This window comes from Parasegetibacter sp. NRK P23, from assembly GCF_023721715.1.
Lineage (GTDB): Bacteria > Bacteroidota > Bacteroidia > Chitinophagales > Chitinophagaceae > Parasegetibacter.
Genome location: NZ_JAMDLG010000001.1, coordinates 1,216,265 through 1,238,680 on the forward strand (window position 1 = coordinate 1,216,265; position 22,416 = coordinate 1,238,680).

The window sequence follows — 22,416 nt, forward strand, 5'->3', positions numbered from 1 at the left end:
TAGATAATATACCCTAAAGGGTATAAAAAAATAGAAAATAGGGGGTGAAATTAAAGTCTGGCCTAACAATCACCACTATTGCCGGGAATAAGATCACGATTCCCCCTTTTTCTGAAAAATATGTTCTTATTGATTTCTGGGGAACCTGGTGTGTCAGCGGCCCATGTTTTGGACTGATGCCCAAGTTCAGAATGTTCGCGGAGCAATACAAGGATAAGGTAGCGATCGTGAGTATTGCTTTTGATGATGATGTGAAGAAAGTTAAGGCGTATGCAGATACCAATAAAACGGTGTGAGATCATTTGGAAGAAGGAATGGAACAGCAGGAGGGATTAACAAAGCAATTCCGGGTATCAGAGTTCCCGACATTTATACTAATTGACAGCGGCGGGAAAATCTTGTTCAGGGGTCGGGGGAAGAGGGTTGGATAGTGTGATGAGGGTAATGGGGGGTGTCCAGGCTGGATGATCCCATTGGCCACCTGATGTCATGTTAACAAAATCTTGATTTCGTCACTCAGAGCAGAAAACATGTTAACGTTTATCAATTTTGTTAACACGTTTTCGGAACGTGTTAAGTTTTTGCTGGCCCGTTGTGCAATGGTGTCACTGCTATACAATTCATCATGCGTAGTGATAATGTTCTCAATAGCTGAACTATCCTTCGCTTCCTGCAGCGATAAGGTATTTAGAATAATAACTTCATTTGGGATAGTTTCAGCGCCCCCATTTAACGCTGCAAGCGCTTTATGAGCCAAAGAAAGTTTTTTCAATACAACCTTGCTCTCAATATCGTATGTAAAGGGCAAGGTTGGTATCATTGAAATTGCCATGCAAATATTTTTTCCTCATAATACGCAACCTTACGATATTATGGTTATGAATGTAAAATATGAATTGTGCATCGGATTCTTCAATCGTTGATTCTAAACAACCACGCTCTAATTTAAAATTAAGGCGGCTATCGAAGAACTAAGACTTCAGCTTTTCTATACAGAAACATCTACAGCCCGAAAACAATCGAGCGAAATTCAATGCGACTTCAAACATTGCTTGCTAGGCATTTTCTCAAAAAACAAAAGCCACACTGCTTTAAAAATTTGCAATGTAGCTTTTCTGGTAGCCTCGACAGGAATCGAACCTGTATCTAAAGTTTAGGAAACTTCTATTCTATCCATTGAACTACGAGGCCATTCCACCTTACAAATCCTATTGTTTTGTGGCGGGAGCGCAAAAATAAGGCAAATCCCTATCTTTGCCATCCATTTTTAAGGGGATTATTTATGAAATTTTACAATACGCTCATCCGTTACCGTCTTCCGCTGGCCGTCCTGATCATTATTCTGGCCGTGGTTACCAATGTTTATGCTGGTTTCTGGCCCTCGTCCCCCCTGTACCTGGTTGGTGTGATCCTGCTGTTCAGCCATTTTTTCTTCGGCCCCATGCGGCTGATCCAGGAATATATGGAAAGCGGCGATATGGACGGGGCGGAGAAAATCCTCAATTCCGTTCAGTTCCCCAACCTGCTGTACAAACCCATCCGTTCGGTATATTATACGCTGAAAGGCAATATCGCCATGATGAAACAGGATTTCGACGGCGCCGAGAAAATGATGAAGAAAGGACTCGACCTGGGTATGCCCATGAAAGAAGCCGAAGGCGCCAGCCTGCTGCAGATGGGGATGCTCTCCCTGCAGCGGAACGACCTGAAACAGGCCGAAAACTACATCCGCAGCGCCCTCCGCAAAGGGTTGCCCGATAAGGAGAACAAAGCGGCAGCTTACCTCCAGATGTGCTCCATCATGATGAACAAAAGAGAGTTTCGCGCCGCGAAAGACTTCTTCCGAAAGGCTAAAGCTGAAAAACCCACTACTCCGGAGATCGTCAACCAGATCAAAGAGATCGAAAAATACATCTCACGGATACCCGGATAACTTCTTACAACGGCGGAAATGTACCAAACATTTCCGCTACTTTTTTACGGCGGTATTCAAATATATCTGCCAGTTGTTTCTCCACGAACAATGTATGGGCCAGATCGCCCAATACCCACAATGGAAGTTTGTAGTGCACGATATCCGTCATTTCCGTACCATTGGGTACTTCGCGGAAATGGTGCTGGTGGTGCCATAAACTATATGGCCCGAACCGCTGCTCATCCACAAATAGTTTTCCTTCCACCACATGCGTGATCTCGGTCATCCAGTAAAGGGGGATGCCCAGCAACGGACGCACTTTATACTCAATGATCTGGCCGGGATACATCCGTTCGGGACGATGCTTGCTCGTGATCTGAAAACGCATGTACGCCGGCGTTATGGCCTGCAGGTTGTCGGGACGGGAAAAGAAATCCCAGGTGGCTTCAAGTCCAATGGGAATGGTCTGAACCGCTTTGATGCAATGAACGGACATAGGGGTGAAATATTTACATAGATTTACAAGATTGGACGGAAAAAGTTCAACTTTATGCTATGGTGAAAATGAACAACGAACTCCGGCAGCAATACCGGCAAGCCTATAACGCCCTCAACCCTACCCAGCAAAAAGCCGTGGATACCATCGAAGGACCGGTGATGGTGATCGCCGGACCGGGAACGGGAAAAACACAGATCCTGGGCGCCAGGATCGCGAAGATCCTGCTGGATACCGATACGCGCCCCGAAAACATACTCTGCCTTACTTATACCGATGCCGGGGTGGTGGCCATGCGCAAAAGGCTGTTGCAGTTTATTGGCCCCGACGCTTATAAAGTGAACATCTACACCTTCCACGCTTTCTGCAACGACGTGATCCAGGAGAACCTGCCTTTGTTCGAAAAGCATGTACTGGACCCGGTTTCCGACCTGGAAAGGATTGAAATGATGAAGGAGCTGATCGATGGTTTTCCAAAGAACCATCCGCTCAAAAGGTACCGCGGCAATGTGTATTACGAAATGAAGGGACTCACCGACCTGTTCAGCGTGATGAAGAAAGAGGGATGGACACCTGAAGGCATGAACCAAAAGATCGATGAATACATCACTTCATTGCCCGAAAGGGAAGAATACATCACCAAAAGGGCCACGAAGGAATTCAAAAAAGGCGATCTCCGTACCGATAAAATTGAAGAAGAAAAAGGCAAAATCGAAAAGCTCCGGGCCGCCGTGAACGCCTTCGAACCTTTCCAGGAAATCATGCGCCAAAAGAACCGCTACGATTTCGACGATATGATCAACTGGGTGATCCGCGCTTTTTCGGAGAATGAACCACTGCTGCGCCGCTACCAGGAACAGTTCCTCTATATTTTGGTGGATGAATACCAGGATACCAGCGGCAGCCAGAATAAACTGGTGCAGCAACTGATCGCCTACTGGGATACCCCGAACATTTTTGTGGTGGGCGACGATGACCAGTCGATATACAGGTTCCAGGGCGCGAACGTGGAGAATATGCTGAACTTCGCCGATACCTACCAGCAGCAACTCCGCACATTGGTGCTTACGCAGAACTACCGGTCCACCCAACCGATACTTGACGCTTCCAAAAAACTGATCGATTCCAACGAAGAACGGCTGGTGAAACAATTGCCCGGCCTCAGTAAGGAACTGCTTTCCAGTCGGCCGGGACTCATGGAGCTTACCCATACCCCCGTGATCCGCGAATACCTTTCGCCCCGCCAGGAAATGACGGCCATTACGCTGGAAATAGCGCAACTGGTGAAAGAAAAACTGGTGCCGCCAGGGCGCATCGCCGTTATTTACAAGGAAAACAAATACGGCGAAGAACTGGCGCTGTTTCTCCAGGCCCGAGATGTACCGGTGTACAGTAAACGAAACCTCAACCTGTTCACCATCCCGTTGGCGCAACAACTGATCCGGCTACTAAAATACCTTGATGCGGAGCACGATACCACCTATGGCGGCGACGGCTTCCTGTTCGAAATCCTGCACATCAACTGGTTCAATATTCCTTCCGTGGATATTGCCCGGCTCACCGCGGAACTGGCCGATAAAAACAGCAGTGGCGCGGGCCCCAGGAGCAGTTTACGGCAATACCTGCATACCAAATCCACCGAGCCGCAACGCGAACTGTTCAGCACCGGCATCCACGAAAACCTGAAAAGGGCCTCCCGCATCATCGAAGCGCTGCTGGCCGCCGTTCCCAATACTACTTTACAGGGATTAATGGAACAGATCATCCGCGAAGCGGGCGTACTGGCACACATCCTGAAACAGCCCGATAAGGTATGGCAAATGCAGGTGCTCACGGCCATGTTCGAATTCGTGAAGGAAGAAACCCGCCGTAACCCGACCCTGCGCCTGCACCAACTGGTGGAAACCCTGGACACCATGGAGAAGGAAGGACTCGTGCTGCCCCTGGTGCAGGTGAGTGGCAACGACAAAGGTGTGAACCTGCTTACCGCCCACGGCTCCAAAGGCCTGGAATACGAATATGTTTTCCTCGCTGGCTGCAACGCTTCTTTCTGGGAGAAGAAAAGAAAGCCCGGCGGTGGTTATAAAATGCCCGATACCCTGTTCTCTTCCACAGAAGGTTCCTCCGGGAATGAGAACAGCAAAGAAGAACTGCGCCGCCTGTTTTACGTGGCGCTCACCAGGGCCGAAAAGCATTTGTACATTTCCTACGCACGTTTCAAAGACGATAACAAGGAACTGGAACCTTCCATGTTCATCGCTGAAATTCAGCAGGAAAGTCCATTGCCGGTGGAAAGACCGGTGGTTTCCCCTGAAACGATGGCGGAATTTAATATCGTAAACTTCTCGCAACCAGCCGCGCCGGAGATAGAAAGACTGGAAACGGAATTCATTACGCGGGTGCTGGAACGCTTTACCATGAACGTTACGGCATTGAGCAATTACCTGAAATGTCCGCTGGAATTTTATTTCAGAAGTCTGATCCGCATTCCTTCCCCCAAAAACGAAGCCACCGAATTTGGATCCGCCGTACACCACGCCGTAGAGCAACTGTTCAGGAAAATGCAGGACATGAACAAGCAGTTCCCGCCCATGCAGGTATTCCTGGAAGATTTCTCCTGGTACATGTACCGCCACCGCGAGAGTTTTACCAAAGAACAGTTTGAAAGGAGAATGGAATATGGCAAGGAGATTCTCGCCAATTACTACCAGCATTACATCGACAAATGGAATAAAGTAGTGGTGGTGGAAAGGAATATCCGGAACGTGGTAGTGGATGGGGTGCCGCTGAAAGGAAAACTGGACAAACTCGAATTTGACGGCAGTCATGTGAACGTTGTGGACTATAAATCCGGCGACCCGGACAACGGGATCAAAAAACTGTCTGGTCCTTCTGAAAAAGACCCCAACGGCGGCGACTACTGGCGGCAGGCCGTTTTCTATAAAATCCTGGTGGATGGCTACGAGAACCGCGACTGGAAAGTAATCAGTTCCGAATTTGATTTCATTGAACCCGATAAAAAGAAGCAATACCGCAAGGAAAAAGTGCTGATCACCGATGCCGATACCACCACCGTGAAACAACAGATCAAAACCGTGTGGGAACGCATACAGGCGCACGATTTTTACACCGGCTGCGGCGCATCCGACTGCCACTGGTGCAATTTTGTGAAAACGAACGAACTGGCCGTAAGCCTGCATACTTTGAACCCCGATGAGGGGGAAGCGTAAGCTTTAGGGAGAAATTAACCGGCTGCTTCCGTACGCTGGGTGAAATCTCCCTAAGTTTGCACATATTTTTCCGTAAGATGATGCAATTAAAGAACGGGCTTTCTTTCAGTATAATCACCGCTGTAATACTAATCTGGCTGCAGAGTTGCGCCAATATGGCCGCGCCCACCGGGGGACCGCGCGATTCCCTGCCGCCAATATTACTCCGGGCTTCCCCACCCGATTCCACCCTCAACCTGAAAGGCGGCAAAGAAACCAGGATCGTATTCGATTTTGATGAATACATTGAACTCGATAATATCCAGCAGAACCTGATCGTGTCCCCCACGCTCAAAGGAACCCCGTTCGTAACCCGGAAACTCCGTACCGTTACCGTGCGCATCAAGGATACCCTGGACGAAAACACCACGTACACCCTCGATTTCGGAAACGGCATCAAGGACCTGAACGAAGGCAATCCCTTTAAAAACTTCCGTTATACTTTCTCCACCGGCAATTACCTCGACTCACTAAGCTTGTCTGGTAAAATCACCCTCGCCGAAGACGGCAAAACCGACACCACACTGATGGTGATGCTCCACCGTAACCTGGACGATTCCGCCGTTGTAAAGGAGAAGCCCCGTTATTATACCCGGGTGAACAACAAAGGAGCATTTACCTTCAGGAACCTGCCCCCGGGCCAGTTCAAACTGTACGCCCTGAAAGATGAGAGCGGCATGGGAAGATATATGAAGCCCGACCAAATGTTCGCGTTCAGCGACTCAATCATCAATACCGCCGCCGCGAACGAGAACATCGAACTGTTCGCTTACGTGGAAGAAAAAGAAAGCAAAAAAGAGAAGCCGAAAGCCACGAAACCCGGCGCCAAACCACAACTCAGCAAAAAAGATTCCACCTTGCGCTTCCAGCCCAATCTAGATGGACAACAGATGGACCTGCTGAAAGCGCTGACACTCACTTTCCCCCGGCCCATCGCCACCTTCGATTCCACAAAACTGCAATTGACCGATTCCACGTATAAACCGGTGGCTGGGTATACTTACTCGTTTGACACATCCCGCACCATACTTACGCTCACCTATCCGTGGCCCGCGGAAACCGGGTTCAACCTGCTTTCTACCGAAGGCTCGGTCATCGATTCACTGGGCGGGTCACTGCCCACCGATACGCTTACATTCACCACCAAACGCAAACGCGATTACGGCAGCCTGCGACTCCGGTTCACCAATTACAATTCAGCCGGCACACCGCTCGTATTGCAACTGGTGGCCAACAATGAAGTAAAAGCGTCCATACCGGTTTCGGCAGGTGTGGTGTACAGGGAACTTTTCCCGCCCGGCGAATATGAACTCCGGATACTGATAGATGAAAACAACAACGGCAAATGGGATCCCGGCAGCTTTTTCGGCGGACGAAAACAACCGGAAAAGGTGCGTCCCTACGAAAAGAAACTATCGGTAAAAGCCAATTGGGACAACGAACTCTCCATAGAATTGTAACTATCTTTGCGCCATGCAGTTTCCATCTTCCCTGCTCGAAAACGCCGTCGCGGAGTTCAGTAAATTGCCCGGCATCGGTAAAAAAACCGCGCTCCGCCTGGTGCTACACCTGTTGAAGCAGGACCCCGAACATGCCAGCCGGTTCGGCGAAGCCATCGTTAAGATGCGCCAGGAAATAAAATTCTGCAAACGTTGTTTCAATATCTCCGATACCGATACCTGCGGTATCTGCAGCAATCCGCTCCGGAAACAGGATACCATTTGCGTGGTGGAGAACATCCGTGATGTGATCGCTATTGAAAGCACCCAGCAATTCAGTGGTACATACCATGTTTTGGGTGGGGTGATTTCACCACTTGACGGCGTGGGCCCCGATCAGCTGAACATAGAATCACTGGTGAAAAGGGTTGGCACAGAAGGTACACGTGAACTCATTTTTGCTTTAAACCCGAACATTCAGGGTGATACCACCATTTATTATATCCAGAAAAAACTCCAGCCCTTCCCGGTGAATATCACCACCATCGCAAGGGGTATTTCTTTTGGGGGAGAACTGGAATACGCCGATGAGATGACCCTCGCCCGCTCCATCGCCAACCGTTTACCTGTAGAGAAATATGTAGGGAAGTAGCCAGCAAACCCTAACGACTGTTAGCTTTTTTGACTTATCTTTGGAAGGTATGTCTAAGATTAAAAGCCGCAAAAACAGCACGAAGAAGGAAGCCATTATTGAGACCGCCTCCCATCTTTTCCGCGAAAAAGGTTTCAGCGCCACCTCCATGCGCGACCTCGCCGAAAAAGTAGGCGTGGAAGCCGCCAGTCTGTACAACCATATTCAATCCAAAGCCGAGTTGCTCCAGGAAATCTGTTTCCGGGTGGCCAACCAGTTCATCACCCATATCGATGCCATCGAACACAGTGAGGAACCCGCGTTGCATAAGCTGGAAGCGATCATCCGTTTTCATATACGGATGATGCTGGACCAGTATGAAAATGTGTACATCTCCGATCATGAATGGCGGCACCTTCCGGAACCCTATCTGTCCAACTTCCTCAACCAGCGGCGGAGTTACCGGAAAAGGCTCGGGGCACTCATCGAAAAAGGCATACAACAGGGAGAGATGAAAAACATTGAACCCTACGTGGCCGTGCTCACCATCCTCTCCGCCATCAGCGGACTGGAATCATGGCAACGCTCGCGTAAGTCCATTCCCCCTGAAACAATGGAGGACAACATGGTGAAGTATCTCATTGAAGGAATAAAGAAATAATTGCCGTGGCCGTACATTTTCATCCCCTCACGATCAAAGACATAAGAAGAGAAACACCCGAGTGCGTTTCCATCGCCTTCGATATACCCGAAGCACTGGCAGACACTTTCCGTTTCATCCAGGGCCAGAACATCACGTTGCGCGCACAGGTAAACGGGGAGGAGATCAGAAGGTCCTACTCGATCTGCGCCGCTCCTTCTGAAAACGAATTGCGGGTGGCGATCAAAGAAGTTTTTAACGGCGCCTTCTCGGGCCTCGCCAACAAAAAGCTGAAACCCGGTGATGTGCTGGAAGTGATGCCGCCCACCGGACGCTTCTTTACACCGCTGGATCCAGGTACGAAAAGGAATTACCTTGCTTTCGCTGCGGGAAGCGGGATCACACCGGTATTGTCGCTGATCAAAACCACACTGGTAACGGAGCCACAAAGCAGTTTTACATTGGTATACGGCAACAGGAACCGGGGCAGCATCATCTTCCGCGAAGCTCTGGAGGCATTGAAGAACAAATACGTTTCCAGGTTCCGCGTGGTCCATATCCTGAGCAGGGAGCAATCAGACACTCCAATTGGCAACGGCAGGATAGATGCTGAAAAATGCCTGCAACTGTTCCATAAACTCATCGATCCACTACAGATGCACGCCATCTACCTTTGCGGACCTGAAACCATGATCTTCGCTGTAAAAGAATCGCTTGAAGCAATCGGCGTCGACAAAGCGAAGATTCATTTCGAATTGTTCAACACACCCGGACAAACCAACGACATCAAGCCAATCACTTTTAAAGAAAATCAGGGTAAAACAAGCAAGGTCACCATCCGACTGGATGGCAACGCCTTCTCCTTCGATCTTCCCTGGAACGGTATTTCGGTGCTGGATGCCGCACTGGCCAAAGGAGCCGACCTGCCCTTCGCCTGCAAAGGCGGGGTATGCTGTACCTGCCGCGCGAAAGTAGTAAAAGGCGAAGTGGACATGGACATCAACTACGCATTGGAAAAGGATGAACTCGCGGCAGGGTTTGTATTAACCTGCCAGGCGCATCCCCGCAGCGATGAAGTGGAAATCGACTTCGACCAGCGTTAACCAGCCATCGTCTTTTCATTCAAAGCTTCCCACAATACATCTTTCAGCTGCTGTAACCCGAGTTGTGTTACGGATGATATGAACAGGTGCGGAATATCTTTCGGCAGTTCCCTGCTGATGGCTTCTTTCAGTTCATCGTCCAGCATATCACTTTTTGAGATGGCGATGATGAACTTTTTATGGAGCATTTCCGGGTTGTATTCTTCCAGTTCCTTCTTGAGGATGTTGAACTCTTTGCGGTGGTCCGCACTATCGGCGGGGATCAGGAACAACAATACGGAGTTCCGCTCAATGTGCCGGAGAAAGCGGTGCCCCAGCCCTTTTCCTTCCGCCGCACCTTCTATGATACCAGGAAGATCGGCGATGCAGAAAGAACGCTCGTTACGGTATTCCACCATCCCCAGTTGCGGGGTAAGCGTAGTAAAAGCGTAATCGGCTATTTTAGGTTTTGCCGCCGTGATGGTACTGAGCAGTGTCGATTTCCCGGCATTGGGGAAACCTACCAATCCCACGTCGGCCAATACTTTCAGTTCCAGCACCTTCCATCCTTCAATTCCAGGCTCACCCGGTTGTGCATATTCAGGTGCCTGGTTGGTAGGCGTTTTAAAATTACTGTTCCCCAGGCCCCCTCTTCCGCCGGGCATCCAGATGATTTCCTGGCCATCCTCGAGAATTTCGGCTTCCTGTTCTCCGGTTTCTTCATCCCGTGCCACTGTACCCAACGGCACGTCTATATACACATCCTTCCCGAAGCGCCCGGAACTGTTGTTGCCACTACCATTCGTACCGTTTTCCGCGATCACATTCTTGAAATAACGAAGGTGAAGGAGGGTCCACAACTGACTGTTGCCACGAAGAATAACGTGTCCGCCCCGGCCACCGTCTCCGCCATCAGGACCAGCCATGGCGTTGAATTTGGTCCGCATAAAATGTTTACTGCCCGCACCTCCGTGTCCGGAGCGGCAGAATATCCTGATCTGATCTACAAAGTTTGTTTTTTCCATTACACTCGTTCCTCCCGGAACTGCGAAAGTATTAAATTATTACCGCCTTTAGTGCGAAACCACTTTCAGCCCGATGATGGAGGCGATTAGGGTGGTCAGGAAAAACAAGCGCCAGGCATCTGCAGGTTCTTTGAAAACAAATATCCCCATCAGTACGGATCCTACCGCCCCGATGCCGGTCCAAACCGCATACGCCGTGCCGATGGGCAACGTCTGCGTAGCCTTGTATAGTCCATACATACTGATGATGAGGCAAACAAAAAAGCCTGCCATCCACCAGGCGGCTGTACTGCCCGATGTTTCGCGCGCCTTTCCCAGGCAGGTGGCGAAGCCTACTTCAAAGAAGCCGGCTATAATTAGGATGATCCAGTTCATTGCTTTGTATTCAGTTCTTTCCAGGTTTGGTACAATACTTCCTGCGATGGACGATCCGGTTCCACCTCGGGCAGTGGCTCACAAGGTTCCCAGGATGCACGCATCTCATCCGGGAGGGCCTGGTATAAAGCCGTTCCCTGGGTCTTCCATTGCAACATTTCCTCCGACACCTGTTTGATCAGTCTTGCCGGGTTTCCTGCCATCAGGCTCCGTGGCGCCACCTGTTCTCCCGCACGGATAAAACTCAACGCCCCTATAATACATTCTTCGCCTATCACCACATCGTCCATCACCACCGCGTTCATCCCCACCAACGTATTCCTTCCCACCTCCGCACCATGGATCACGGCACCATGTCCGATGTGCGCACCTTCTCGCAGCACCACCCGCTTGCCCGGAAACATGTGCAGGGTGCAGTTCTCCTGTACATTACAACCATCTTCCACCACCACCGCGCCCCAATCGCCCCGAAGCGCAGCGCCGGGACCAATGTACACCCGCTTCCCGATGATTACATTCCCTGTAACCACAGCAGTTGGATGCACAAACGCAGATGGATGAACGACCGGCCGAAATCCCTTGAACGCGTAAAACATGGTTGCAAATTAATCATTCCGTATGGCAAAGAAGCTCCGTTTTTTCACTGAACACCTGCCGTTTTATCACTGTATCTGTTATGGCATTGAATAAATATGCGCTGCATAATTCTCATTGCACAGCAATAACCGGGTATCGCATACCGGATCAAACCCACGGCACCACAACAAAATATTACCAGCTTTTCCCGGTACGGAAATACACCCCTTTAAAAAGCGCCACCTTCTGGTTCGCCTCATTGGTGATGGTGGCGGTATAAACGGCCATCCGCGCGCTTACACGTTCTTCATTAGAAGTACAGGTCAGCACATCTCCGGGTTTGGCGGGCAATAAATGAGAGATGGATGTTTCCACGGAAACTGCTACTTCTCCCAGCGCATTCACGGCGAACGCAACACAGCTATCCGCGAAGGAATACAATGTGCCGCCATGGGCCACGCCGAAGCCATTGCACATGGAAGGCGCCACTTTCATTTGCAGTGTGCAGGAACCGGCGCTTTCTTCCAGCCGTTCGAGGTGCATCCATTGGCTGAAAGCATCCTTTTCCATCATGGCATTGATGATTTCTGTTGCGGTCATAGCTGGTTTAGTTTCCGGTGAATAAGGGGTGTCGTTTTTCGAGGAAGGCGGCAACACCTTCTTTAAAGTCGTTTGTGGCGGCGGCTTTCTGTTGCAGCACATCTTCTATGGCCAGTTGCGTTTCCAAAGTATTCTGCCAGGATCGCTCCAATGCATCTTTGATGAACGCAACCGCTTTGGTGGGCATTGCGGCGAGTTTATTAACGAGGGTTTCAGTTTCAGCCTGAAAGCTTTCAGCAGGCAGCGCTTTATAGATCATACCCATTTGTTGTGCTTCCTTTGCCGTTACTTTATCGCCGGTGATGGCGAGGGCCAAGGCACGTTGCCAGCCTACCAGCCGTGGCAGGAACCAGGTTCCGCCGCTGTCTGGCACCAGTCCGATCCTTGAAAAAGCCTGGATGAAAGCCGCCTCTTCCGAAGCCAGGACAATATCGCAGGCCAGGGCAATGTTGGCGCCTGCACCTGCCGCTACGCCATTCACAGCGGCAACTACAGGTTTCGGCATATTCCTTATGGCGAGTATAATAGGGTTATAATGTTCACTTAAAATCTTTTCCATGCCGGGGCCGTTGGGATCGGTCACTTCGGCCAGGTCCTGGCCGGCGCTGAACGCTTTTCCATTTCCGGTTATTACGATAGCTCGGATGGTGTTGTCTTCAGCGCAATCTTTTAAAGCATCCTGAAGGGCGAAAGCCATTGCCCTGTTGAAGGAATTAAGTTTATCGGGACGGTTGAGGGCAATGCGGGCAACCGCGCCGTTTTTATCAAGCAATACAGGTTCCATGTTCCGAATGTAGTTATTTAATGACACTTGAAGTAATCGAACGGTTCCTTACACACATCGCATTGGTACAACGCTTTGCAGGCCGTGGATCCGAAGCGGCTCACCTGGGTGGTAGCCGAGGCGCCGCAGCGCGGGCAAGCCACCTGTTCTTCCATTACGAAGGCTTCGGGTGAGCATACCTGTTGTACAGGATTGGGTGGCGCGATGCCGTAGGCTTTCAAGGCCTGCTTTCCTTTCTCTGTCATCCAGTCGGTGGTCCATGCGGGGGAGAGCACGGTCCTTACTTCGGTGGCCGCGATGCCTTTTTCGGCAAGGAGCATCTTGATCCCAGCGGCTATCACCTCCATTGCCGGGCATCCGCTGTATGTAGGTGTGATGGATACGATCAGTTTCCCGTTTTCCCAGTCGAGGGCCCGTACAATACCGAGGTCGGTGATGGAGAGCACCGGTACTTCAGGATCCTTCACTTCATCGAGCCATCCGAGTATAATATGTTTATCGGCATTTTCCATGTTTTACCATTCATTACCGGGATAAGCCCTTTGAAGGAATTGCATTTCGGCGAGCAGGAAACCCAGGTGTTCGGTATGGATGCCCGTTTTTCCGCCCGTTTGCCAGGGTTGGTTTGGAGGAATAGTTAGTGTGGCCTCGGAAAGCACCTGCTCCACACGTTGTGTAAAGTCAGTTTTCAGTTGGGAAAGATCAGCAGCATTATTGGAAGCAGCCAGCGTTTCTTCATAAGGCGCGGGTGTGAAAAATTCTCCGGTATAGCGCCAGAGTTCGTTGAGCGCCTCCTGCATTTTTGTTTTACTTTCTGTTGTGCCATCCCCGAGCCTTATCACCCATTCGCTGCTCCAGCGCAGGTGGTAAGTAACTTCACGGATAGATTTTTCGGCGATAGCGGCGAGTTGCGCGTCTTCAGATTTCCTCAGCTGGTCGTATAACGGAAATTGATATGCGCTGAGGAAGAACTGCTTCAAAATTGTGTTGCCCCAATGACCGTTAGGCAATTCCACCAGCAGGCAGTTTTTGTATTCCCGGGCATCACGCAGATAAGCAAGCGTATCTTCCGTAGCGCCATCACCTGTAAGCAGGGCCGCGTACTGGTACAACATTCTTGCCTGCCCTACCTGGTCGAGCGCAATGTTGGAGAGTGCGATATCCTGTTCCAGAATGGGTCCGTGGCCGGTCCATTCACTGTTGCGGTGGCCTGCTATCAGTGCGGTATCGGCGAGGGAGAGTACGTATTGGAGAAGTGCCATAATTTTAATTTTGAATACTGCATTCCCTACATGTGTTTCAGTTCATCGGGCAGGTCATAAAATGTAGGGTGCCTGTACACTTTATCGTTGGCGGGTTCGTAAAGCGAAGCGGCTTCATCGGGACTGGAAGCATGGATGAATTTACTTTCCACCACCCATATACTTACGCCTTCCATGCGACGGGTGTATACATCCCGGGCATTTTCTATGGCCATTTGTGCATCGGCGGCATGTAGGCTACCTACATGTTTATGGTCGAGGCCCTGGCGGCTGCGGATGAATACTTCCCAGAGCGGCCATTCGTTGCCGCCGGGTGTGGCGTTGTTTCCGGGGCCGGAATTCGTTTCCGGAGAACGGTGTATGTTGATCGGTTGAAACATAAGCTGCATATTGATATAGCGTACAAGTGAGTGACACAACAGGCGCTGCGCAGTGTTACCGCTGCCGGCTCCCATCTATGCCGCGGCTTCGGCACTGTTGCGCATTGCTTTTTTACGGGCATGTTCGGCGGCCGCTTCGCGTACCCAGGCACCGTTGTCCCAGGCGTTGTTGCGTGCGGCGAGCCTTTCGCGGTTGCAGGGTCCGTTGCCGTTCACCACGTTCCAGAATTCCTCCCAGTTGATGGGGCCGAAATCGTAGTGGCCGGTGGCTTCGTTCCAGCGGAGATCGGGATCGGGAATAGTGAGTCCAAGTAATTTCACCTGCTCGGCGCAAATGTCGACGAATTTCTGCCGGAGTTCATCGTTGGTAAAGCGCTTGATCTTCCACTGCATACTTTGCGCGGTATGCGGGGAAGATTCGTCGGCCGGGCCGAACATCATGAGCGAGGGCCACCACCAGCGGTTGAGCGCATCCTGGGCCATGGCGCGTTGCGCTTCCGAACCTCTTGACAGCACGAGCAATATCTCAAATCCCTGGCGCTGATGAAAACTCTCTTCCTTGCAGATGCGCACCATGGCGCGGGCGTACGGACCATAGGAAGAACGGCAAAGCGGCACCTGGTTCATGATGGCCGCACCGTCCACGAGCCAGCCGATGGCGCCGATATCGGCCCAGGTGAGTGTGGGATAATTGAAGATGGAAGAATACTTCGCTTTCCCCGAATGCAGCTGCGCGTACATTTCATCGCGGGTAATACCCAGCGTTTCGGCCGCGGAGTAGAGGTACAAACCGTGCCCTGCCTCGTCCTGCACTTTCGCGATCAGCGTGGCTTTGCGTTTCAGCGTTGGGGCACGCGTGATCCAGTTGCCTTCGGGCAACATGCCCACAATCTCGGAGTGCGCGTGCTGCGATATCTGGCGGATCAACATCTGCCGGTATTTTTCCGGCATCTGATCCTTCGGCTCGATCTTGATCTCGCGGTCGACCTTTTCCTGAAAAGTAAGGGAAGTTTGCTGTTCCATCATGGTTCAAATATAAGGCATTTCCAGAAAAAAACTAACACCTGTTAGTGTTTGTGGGCAAAAAAGAGCGGGCGATTAAAAAAAAGCCCGCGACATGAGAAAACTTGTAAATATCCTGCCGCTTGTATTCAGCAGAACTTCTTTGCCGTGATTCTCTTACGGCTTATATTTTTTCGTTCCCGAAGAAAATGGAAAGCGGGAACCTGTTGCCGGCGGTATGTTGCCGGATGAGTTTCATCAGTACAGGGAACAGCGGCTGTTGGCGGTACAGGAACCTGAATTCTGATTCTTTCAGGTGGTAGTACCCGGTTTGTTTGCTGATGCCCTTGAATTTTACCAGTCGGCTCCGGGTGAAGGCCCAGAAGCTGTCGGCGATGTCCATTTCTCCCTGGAAGCGGGTCATTTTTGAAAGATCCGGCGCGATGAGTCCGGAATACCTTTTCATAAAACGTTCATCTGTTTCCGTTAGTTCCTCCCATTTTTTCTGCTTCACCAATGTCCGTACAGTGGTGGAAAGGTTGAAGAGTGGATCGGAGAACACGCGGCCTTCGATTTTCATCAGTCCGTAGCCCGATAGTTCTTTTTCATCGGGCTGCTGTTCATCGGTACGCAGTTGCATGGTCTCCGCTTTCAGGTCGGTCCGGAAGGCCATGGCGCCCGCTTTTTCAAATTCCACCTGGAAGGTCATCAGCTGGCGCATCTTACGGATATAACTGTTTACCGTGATCCGGCTTACGCCGGTGATGTTGGCGATTTGTGTGGCGGTAAGGTCCTCACAAAATAGTTCCATCAACTGTTTCAGCTTTCTGTCCGTAAGATGCGCGCCTTTAAAAATTGTTTTCGCCATAATGGAATCCTGTACAAAGTTGCAATTTCATGGAGAAAAACAATTGTCAAAACCTGCTCATTTTCAACCGTTCATCAACTAATTGTACCCCGGATTGGGCGCGATGTTTGTATTGTTATCGAGTTCTGTTTGCGGGATCGGCAATATCCTTCTGAAACTGTTGTTCGGGATGTTCACCACATTGGCGGGGTATTCCGCATCAGGGATACCGCGGTTGGTGATGGCAAGGCCCAGCCTTTGCAGGTCATAATAACGATGGCCTTCAAAAGCGAGTTCCCTTCTTTTTTCATTCAGCACTTCCTGGATCAGCGCATCTCCGGTAAGGTTATACGTTCCGAACGATGGTTGCCTGGTTTTGCGCAGGGCCGTGAGCACGGTATTGGCCGTTGTGGGATCTGAAGTGCGTGCGGCGGATTCCGCCAGTATGAGCATTACTTCGGCGAGCCGTATTACTTTGATGTTGTCCTTATCCGCCGTATTGCCCCTGTTGGGGTATTTGATTACGATCGGAATCAGCGGGTTGTTGGATGCGTTGTTTCTTCTGCCCATCGTTATCCATGCATTGTAACGTGCATCGGACCCATCATACATAGCCGTGATGCCTGTGCTTCCGTTGGTGGGCACGAGGTCCCCATAACCGGCCTGTTCATACATATTATCGATACCATTAGAGCCGGTGTTGTCGATACCATCAATGGACACTTCAAAGAGGGTTTCCAGCTTCGCGTCGGAGGCGGCGGGCTCTTCCCAATAGTTCGCCAGCTGACCGGCGGGCGCCAGCGTATAGCCGCTGTTGGCGACCACATCCGCGGCAATGGTTTTCGCATCACCATAATTCCCCATATAAAGGTGCACACGGGCGAGTAAACCTTTGGCCGCCCAGGCAGACATGTAAGAATTGTCCTCATTGTCGTCTTCCATCAGGGAAGCCGCCATTTCGAGGTCATCGATCACCTGGTTGTAAACGCGTTCTTTGGAGCTGCGCGCGGGCTTCGCGAAAGGATCGTATTCGAGGATCAGCGGAACGCCGTCGCCAGAGGGATTGTCTGCATACCGCGTGGCGTAGTTGCGCAGCAATTCAAAATACATCAGTGCGCGAACGGCGTAAGCTTCTCCACGCAGTTGGTCTATGCCATCGGAGGCGGTTACTTCCGCGTTGATGACGTTATTGGCACGGAGGATGGCGTTGTACAGATCGGCCCAGGTATCCTGTGCGTAGGTATTGGCGCGGTTGAACGTATAGTCGTTGTATTCCGTGTACCGGCCCGAATTGATGGGGTGCACGAAAATATTATCGGCGCGCAGGTCGCCCCATATCGGGAGTGTTCTTCCGTAAAGATCGGGGTCACGCAATTTGGCGTACATGCCGTTTACAGCCTGGCGCATGGTGGTTTCGTTGGTGATGGCGCCATCGGAATCGCGGCTGGCCGGTGGCTCCCGGTCAAGAAAGTCCTTGCTGCAGGAGAACAGTCCCAGAGAGAGGGAGGTGATAGCTATTATTGATCGGAGTTTCATGATGATAAGTTTTGATTATAATCCAATGTTTACGCCTACGGTCATTGATTTGAGCGGGAACATGTTCAGGTCGTTGATGCCATTGATACCGGCCGCATCGGGGTCGAAGTCAAGGTTTTTATCGTAGGTTTTGGTGAACAGGTTCAGTGCACGTGCATAGAACTTCACGGAAGCGATGTTGAATCTAGAAAGCACTTCAGCGGGAAGATCATATGCGAGCGTGATGGTCCTCAGGCGGAGGAAATCTGATTTGTAGATGAACCTGGAGGAGAACTCGTTGGATTGGGAATTGTTGTTGAATACATATTTGGGCACATCGGTAATATCACCGGGTTTCTGCCATCTTCTCAGTTGTGAGCTATGCCTGTTCTCGAAGGGATCGAAGCCGTCACTTTTTGTGTAATTCTGGAATCCATCGCGGATATAACCACCGAACTGGTAGTTCAGTTGCGCGATCAGGCTGATCCCTTTATAAGAGATACTATTGTTGAAGCTTCCGAATACTTTTGGTTGCGCGGTATTGTATTCTTCCCGTTCCGCTTCGCCGTAGTCGGTGGTGGTTTCCTTGCGGGTAGCATCTTTGTACCAGAGGGCATCGCCGGTTTGCGGGTCTACGCCAGCGTACAAACGGGTGTACCAGGTTTGGAAGTTCGCCCCCACTTTCCTGATGAAAGAACCATCGATATAAAAATCCTGGTCAGGGAGAAGTTCCAGAATCTTATTCTTGTTGCTGGCCATATTCAGCCCGATATCCCAACGCATGGTACGGTTACGGACCGGAGACACATTCAGGTCAATCTCGATCCCCTTGTTTTCCATTTTTCCCACATTCGCGATGGTTTGGTCGAAGCCCGAAGTAAGCGAAAGCGGCAGGTTCAGCAGCAATGCGGAAGACACCCGCCTGTACCAGTCGAAAGAAAGTGTAACCCTCTCATTCAATACACCAAGATCGACACCAATATCCACTGGCTTATTCAATTCCCAGGTCAGGTCAAAGTTCCCGATAGCGGACGGTGCTGTTCCTGTTTGCAGGTTATAGTTCACGCCATAACTGTAGAGCGCTTTCCATTCGTAGTTGCCGATATCCGCATTACCGTTCACACCATAAGAGCCGCGGATTTTTAGGGAACTTATCCAGGAAAGATTGTTCATGAAAGCTTCCCTGTCGATGTTCCAGGCGGCACCCGCCGACCAGAAGTTTCCGTATCTTTTGTTGATGCCGAAGCGGGAAGAACCGTCCCTCCGGTAAGAACCATAGAGGTTGAAGCGGTCGAAGAAGTTCACATTCATACTACCAAAAACGGATTGGATCGCCCAGTCATCGTAGTAGGTGGAAGCCGACTGCGGCGCTGCGCCCAATACCAGTTCAGGTTTTTGTTCTACCGAAAGCGGGAAGGTATTGGTGGAAAGTTCCTGCACATCATCGCGTTGTTCCTGCGCCTCATAACCGGCTTTCAGGTCGAATACAATGTTTGCAGATTTGAAGGGCTGCACTTTGTAATCGAGGGTATTGCTCCAAATCCAGTTCCATATTCTTCTTGAATTACTGAACCCGTATCCTTCATAGGAAACACCATCCCCATGAAGCGGGTTCCAGTACAGTTTTTCGAAAACATCCTGATAATCGAGTCCGTAGCGGGAAGTGAATTTCAGGTTGTTCAATATTTTCCATTCTCCGAAGATGGAGGAAAGCCCTTTCAGGTTGCTGTACCGGTTGTAATCCCATTCAGCGATAGCCAGCGGGTTATAGGATACCCCGTAATAAGTGGGATCAATATTGGGCTTACCCTCGTCATCATAGGGCGGTGCGAAGGGCATCAGGAAAAATGCCGAGCCCACGGGATTCGAAAATCCGCCTGAATTATTGGGTGATTGCTGTAATGATTTCGTAATGTTCAGCCCGGCGCCAATCGTGATATTTTTACTGGCTTTGGTAGTGAGGTTCATGTTGAGTGAAGTCCTTTCAAAACCCGATTTAATCACTACACCATCCTGCCGGAAGAAGCCACCGGAGAGGAAGAACTGTGTGTTCTCGTTCCCCCCCTGGAGGGAAATATTGTATTGTTGCTGCTTTCCGGTTTGGGTTACCAGGTCAATCCAGTTTACGTTCTTCGTGGTATCCGCTGCCCACACATCCAGGAAATCCTGCACATAATCGCGGGGTTCACCACCGAAGCGGTTGGCGAGCCCTTCCAGCGTGAGTTCAAAATACTCCATGGTGGTAAGCGGGCGTGCGGTTTCAGAGAGGGCGAGTTTGTTGAAGCCCGCTTCCGCGTCGATGCGGATCCTTGTTTTTCCGGCGCGTCCTTTTTTGGTGGTGATCAGGATCACCCCGTTGGCGGCCCGGGAACCGTAGATGGAAGTAGCGGAAGCATCTTTGAGCACGGAAATATCTTCAATATCATTGGGGTTGATACCGGCGAGTGAGTTGGCGGTAGTGGTTAAACTTGAGTTGTCGCCGATTACCAGCGGGATACCATCCACTACATAGAGCGGAGCGGCTCCGGCCGAAATGGAACCGATTCCTCTCAAACGTACATTCGTTGCGGCACCGGGTTGTCCGCTGGTGGATACCACCTGCAATCCCGGCACTTTGCCCTGCAGCATCTGGTCGAAGGAAGCGAGGGGCACATTCTCAATATCTTTTCCGCTTACTCTGGACAAAGCGCCGGTAACCTCTCTTCTTACCTGCCTTCCATATCCCACCACCACTACTTCCTGCATTTTATTTTCATCACTGCTCAGGGAAATGTTCAATACAGTTTCGGCGCCCAGCTTCACCTCCTGTTGCGCATAACCCACAAAAGTAAATATCAGTGCCCGTTCATTGTCCGTCACTCTAAGAGAATAACGTCCGGCTTCATCGGTAAGCGTACCGGATTTCGCGTCTTTGGTAAATACAGAAACGCCCGTTAAGGGTGTGCCCTGCGCGGCATCGGTTACCGTTCCTGTAATTACCCTGCCCTGCGCCATCAGCTGGCAGAAAGCCAGCAGCATACCGGGCAGCAGCATCACAAGTTTTTTCATAAACAAGATAGTTTTAGAATGCCAATGTACTTGTAGTCAGAAAGTAGTGGGGGGAACAAAGGATGGTTGGGTTCAGGGGCTAGATAAGAAAATTCAAAAATAAATTCTGGCAATGATTTCATGAGCATACCATCATGTAAATTTCGATTGTGTATAACTGTTATACTAGATAATATTACAACGAAGCTGTTGAATTTTGCCCATTTCAATGATTTTAGTTTTAATGAATCAGACCTGAAACCATCTATAATAAAGGGTTACATAAAATTTTCTTTATAAAAAGTTATCAAGTCATCATTATCCGATCAATTTCAGAAGGTTATAAATAAGGATGAATGTTTTGACCAGATAAGATAAAAATCAACCTGCATCTCATGATTCCGCATGATTTCCCGATAAGTTTTTTAATCCAGATGTAGATTGATGTGTAAAAGAAAATGCTTATACATGAAAACAAACAAAGTGGTATTCCTTGCAGCATATTCTATACATATCTAGTTCGTGCCACTTATCACAATCCATGATTTGCTTTGTGTTCAATACATTTACTTCCGTGCAAACAACGGGTTATGTGCGAAGAGCGGGAAGCAGTAGCAAATGTATACGCGCGGGTATCGGAAGTGGGGCAGCGCATCAGGAGCCATCCGGAATCAGCGTGGTCGGTAGAGGAACTGGCGCGTATTTCAGCGGTTTCTTCCTTTCATTTCACGAGAATGTTCAAAAAGATATTCGGTTGCCCGCCATACCGTTATTTGTTGAAATGCAGGATCGAAAAAAGCATGCGGTTACTGGAGCAGAGTAATGCCAGCATCAGTGAGATCGCGCTGGAATGCGGATTTTCAGACGCGGCCGCGTTCAGCAAGAGTTTCAGGAAATGGAAAAAAATAACACCGGGAGCTTACCGCTATTTCGCGTCCTTCCAGGACCAGAGGTGAAGACAGGCATACGTTCTGTATGGGGTCCATTTCGCGGAAATACGCAGCATATCGGTTTTCATCTGTTTTTTGTCGGCCGCATCCAGTTTGTACAGGCGGCACATGGCATTTTGAATACCAAGGTCATCCACGGCGAATACATCTTCTCTTCCTAAGGCAAACATCAGCATCATTTCCGCGGTCCAGCGGCCCACGCCTTTGATGGTGGTTACATAATTGATCACGGCCTCATTTTCCATCTTTGACAACTTCTTCCATTCCAAACCCTGTTCCAGGGCGAACGCGGCCACGGCTTGCACGTATTTTACCTTCGCATTCGACAATCCTATTCCGCGAAGTTGCGCCGGTTCGGCGGCGAGCACCTCCTGCGGCGTGGGTTCTTTTCCTTCAAACAAATCCAGGAAACGCTTCCAGATAACGGCGGCCACCTTTACGGACAGTTGCTGCGAGGTAATGGAGGCGCACAGGTAAAGCCAGAGGTTTTTCTTTTTCCCAGGCGCAAGCGGCGATGCATCACTTATAATGGTGCGCAGCTTTTTGTCTTTGTGAAGGTGAGTGATGTATTCCATTTATTTTTGCGGTTGAAAGATAAGGA

At 50.2% G+C, this 22,416-nt stretch carries 23 protein-coding genes and 1 tRNA gene; 8 read left to right on the top strand and 16 right to left on the bottom strand.

All coding sequences use genetic code 11. The features are described from left to right. Positions 1-44: 44 nt before the first annotated feature. Positions 45-296 carry a TlpA disulfide reductase family protein gene (locus M4J38_RS04840; protein WP_251758402.1) on the top strand — a complete coding sequence of 84 codons (252 nt, stop codon included), beginning with the start codon at positions 45-47 and terminating at the stop codon, positions 294-296. 191 nt (positions 297-487) lie between these two features. Here M4J38_RS04840 and M4J38_RS04845 read toward each other — a convergent pair whose 3' ends face one another. After that, positions 488-832: a Fic/DOC family N-terminal domain-containing protein gene (locus tag M4J38_RS04845; protein WP_251758403.1), complete on the bottom strand. Its 345-nt coding sequence runs from the start codon at positions 830-832 to the stop codon at positions 488-490. A 284-nt stretch (positions 833-1,116) separates the two neighbouring features. Then, positions 1,117-1,191, bottom strand: a tRNA-Arg gene (locus tag M4J38_RS04850). Positions 1,192-1,282: 91 nt separating this feature from the next. Here M4J38_RS04850 and M4J38_RS04855 point away from each other — a divergent pair. Beyond that, positions 1,283-1,933 carry a lipopolysaccharide assembly protein LapB gene (locus M4J38_RS04855; protein ID WP_251758404.1) on the top strand — a complete coding sequence of 217 codons (651 nt, stop codon included), beginning with the start codon at positions 1,283-1,285 and terminating at the stop codon, positions 1,931-1,933. 4 nt (positions 1,934-1,937) lie between these two features. Here M4J38_RS04855 and M4J38_RS04860 read toward each other — a convergent pair whose 3' ends face one another. Continuing rightward, entirely contained in the window at positions 1,938-2,411 is a 474-nt protein-coding gene (locus M4J38_RS04860) for an SRPBCC family protein (protein ID WP_251758405.1), read from the bottom strand. A gap of 59 nt (positions 2,412-2,470) precedes the next feature. Here M4J38_RS04860 and M4J38_RS04865 point away from each other — a divergent pair, with 59 nt between their 5' ends. The 5 genes from M4J38_RS04865 to paaE all read left to right on the top strand — a co-directional run bounded on the left by M4J38_RS04865 (position 2,471) and on the right by paaE (position 9,493). Further along, positions 2,471-5,641 (top strand): ATP-dependent DNA helicase, encoded by a 3,171-nt coding sequence (locus M4J38_RS04865; protein ID WP_251758406.1) that lies wholly within the window; start codon positions 2,471-2,473, stop codon positions 5,639-5,641. A 77-nt stretch (positions 5,642-5,718) separates the two neighbouring features. Next, positions 5,719-7,140 carry an Ig-like domain-containing protein gene (locus M4J38_RS04870; RefSeq protein ID WP_251758407.1) on the top strand — a complete coding sequence of 474 codons (1,422 nt, stop codon included), beginning with the start codon at positions 5,719-5,721 and terminating at the stop codon, positions 7,138-7,140. 13 nt (positions 7,141-7,153) lie between these two features. Next, positions 7,154-7,771: a recombination mediator RecR gene (recR, locus tag M4J38_RS04875; RefSeq protein WP_251758408.1), complete on the top strand. Its 618-nt coding sequence runs from the start codon at positions 7,154-7,156 to the stop codon at positions 7,769-7,771. Between the two features lie 49 nt (positions 7,772-7,820). Next, entirely contained in the window at positions 7,821-8,411 is a 591-nt protein-coding gene (locus M4J38_RS04880; protein ID WP_251758409.1) for a TetR/AcrR family transcriptional regulator, read from the top strand. A gap of 5 nt (positions 8,412-8,416) precedes the next feature. Next, on the top strand, positions 8,417-9,493 hold the full coding sequence (gene paaE / locus M4J38_RS04885; protein WP_251758410.1) for a 1,2-phenylacetyl-CoA epoxidase subunit PaaE: 1,077 nt from the start codon (positions 8,417-8,419) through the stop codon (positions 9,491-9,493). Here the strand turns inward: paaE and obgE are convergent. The 12 genes from obgE to M4J38_RS04945 form a co-directional block, all read right to left on the bottom strand. Continuing rightward, complete coding sequence (obgE, locus tag M4J38_RS04890) at positions 9,490-10,497, bottom strand: GTPase ObgE (protein WP_251758411.1); 1,008 nt, start codon at positions 10,495-10,497, stop codon at positions 9,490-9,492. The two genes, paaE and obgE, sit on opposite strands and share 4 nt — an antisense overlap. A gap of 48 nt (positions 10,498-10,545) precedes the next feature. After that, entirely contained in the window at positions 10,546-10,872 is a 327-nt protein-coding gene (locus M4J38_RS04895; protein ID WP_251758412.1) for a multidrug efflux SMR transporter, read from the bottom strand. Beyond that, entirely contained in the window at positions 10,869-11,468 is a 600-nt protein-coding gene (locus M4J38_RS04900) for a transferase hexapeptide repeat family protein (protein ID WP_254004470.1), read from the bottom strand. The genes M4J38_RS04895 and M4J38_RS04900 overlap by 4 nt, the downstream gene beginning before the upstream one ends. A gap of 175 nt (positions 11,469-11,643) precedes the next feature. Beyond that, positions 11,644-12,048 (bottom strand): PaaI family thioesterase, encoded by a 405-nt coding sequence (locus M4J38_RS04905; protein ID WP_251758414.1) that lies wholly within the window; start codon positions 12,046-12,048, stop codon positions 11,644-11,646. A 7-nt stretch (positions 12,049-12,055) separates the two neighbouring features. Continuing rightward, positions 12,056-12,832 (bottom strand): enoyl-CoA hydratase-related protein, encoded by a 777-nt coding sequence (locus tag M4J38_RS04910; RefSeq protein ID WP_251758415.1) that lies wholly within the window; start codon positions 12,830-12,832, stop codon positions 12,056-12,058. Between the two features lie 17 nt (positions 12,833-12,849). Further along, positions 12,850-13,344 (bottom strand): 1,2-phenylacetyl-CoA epoxidase subunit PaaD, encoded by a 495-nt coding sequence (gene paaD, locus M4J38_RS04915; RefSeq protein ID WP_251758416.1) that lies wholly within the window; start codon positions 13,342-13,344, stop codon positions 12,850-12,852. Positions 13,345-13,347: 3 nt separating this feature from the next. Beyond that, on the bottom strand, positions 13,348-14,094 hold the full coding sequence (gene paaC, locus M4J38_RS04920; RefSeq protein WP_251758417.1) for a 1,2-phenylacetyl-CoA epoxidase subunit PaaC: 747 nt from the start codon (positions 14,092-14,094) through the stop codon (positions 13,348-13,350). A 26-nt stretch (positions 14,095-14,120) separates the two neighbouring features. Continuing rightward, entirely contained in the window at positions 14,121-14,474 is a 354-nt protein-coding gene (paaB, locus tag M4J38_RS04925; RefSeq protein WP_251758418.1) for a 1,2-phenylacetyl-CoA epoxidase subunit PaaB, read from the bottom strand. A gap of 75 nt (positions 14,475-14,549) precedes the next feature. Then, positions 14,550-15,500, bottom strand: a complete 951-nt coding sequence (paaA, locus tag M4J38_RS04930) for a 1,2-phenylacetyl-CoA epoxidase subunit PaaA (protein ID WP_251758419.1) — start codon at positions 15,498-15,500, stop codon at positions 14,550-14,552. Positions 15,501-15,660: 160 nt separating this feature from the next. Beyond that, positions 15,661-16,344, bottom strand: a complete 684-nt coding sequence (locus M4J38_RS04935) for a hypothetical protein (protein WP_251758420.1) — start codon at positions 16,342-16,344, stop codon at positions 15,661-15,663. A gap of 78 nt (positions 16,345-16,422) precedes the next feature. Next, on the bottom strand, positions 16,423-17,859 hold the full coding sequence (locus M4J38_RS04940; protein WP_251758421.1) for a RagB/SusD family nutrient uptake outer membrane protein: 1,437 nt from the start codon (positions 17,857-17,859) through the stop codon (positions 16,423-16,425). Positions 17,860-17,874: 15 nt separating this feature from the next. Next, a complete protein-coding gene (locus tag M4J38_RS04945; protein ID WP_251758422.1) occupies positions 17,875-20,886 on the bottom strand; it encodes a TonB-dependent receptor in 3,012 nt (1,003 codons plus the stop codon). Positions 20,887-21,455: 569 nt separating this feature from the next. Between M4J38_RS04945 and M4J38_RS04950 the strand changes: the two genes are divergently transcribed. Next, complete coding sequence (locus M4J38_RS04950) at positions 21,456-21,821, top strand: helix-turn-helix domain-containing protein (RefSeq protein ID WP_251758423.1); 366 nt, start codon at positions 21,456-21,458, stop codon at positions 21,819-21,821. Here M4J38_RS04950 and M4J38_RS04955 read toward each other — a convergent pair. Beyond that, positions 21,791-22,390, bottom strand: a complete 600-nt coding sequence (locus tag M4J38_RS04955; RefSeq protein ID WP_251758424.1) for a DNA-3-methyladenine glycosylase — start codon at positions 22,388-22,390, stop codon at positions 21,791-21,793. The two genes, M4J38_RS04950 and M4J38_RS04955, sit on opposite strands and share 31 nt — an antisense overlap. Positions 22,391-22,416 lie beyond the last annotated feature (26 nt).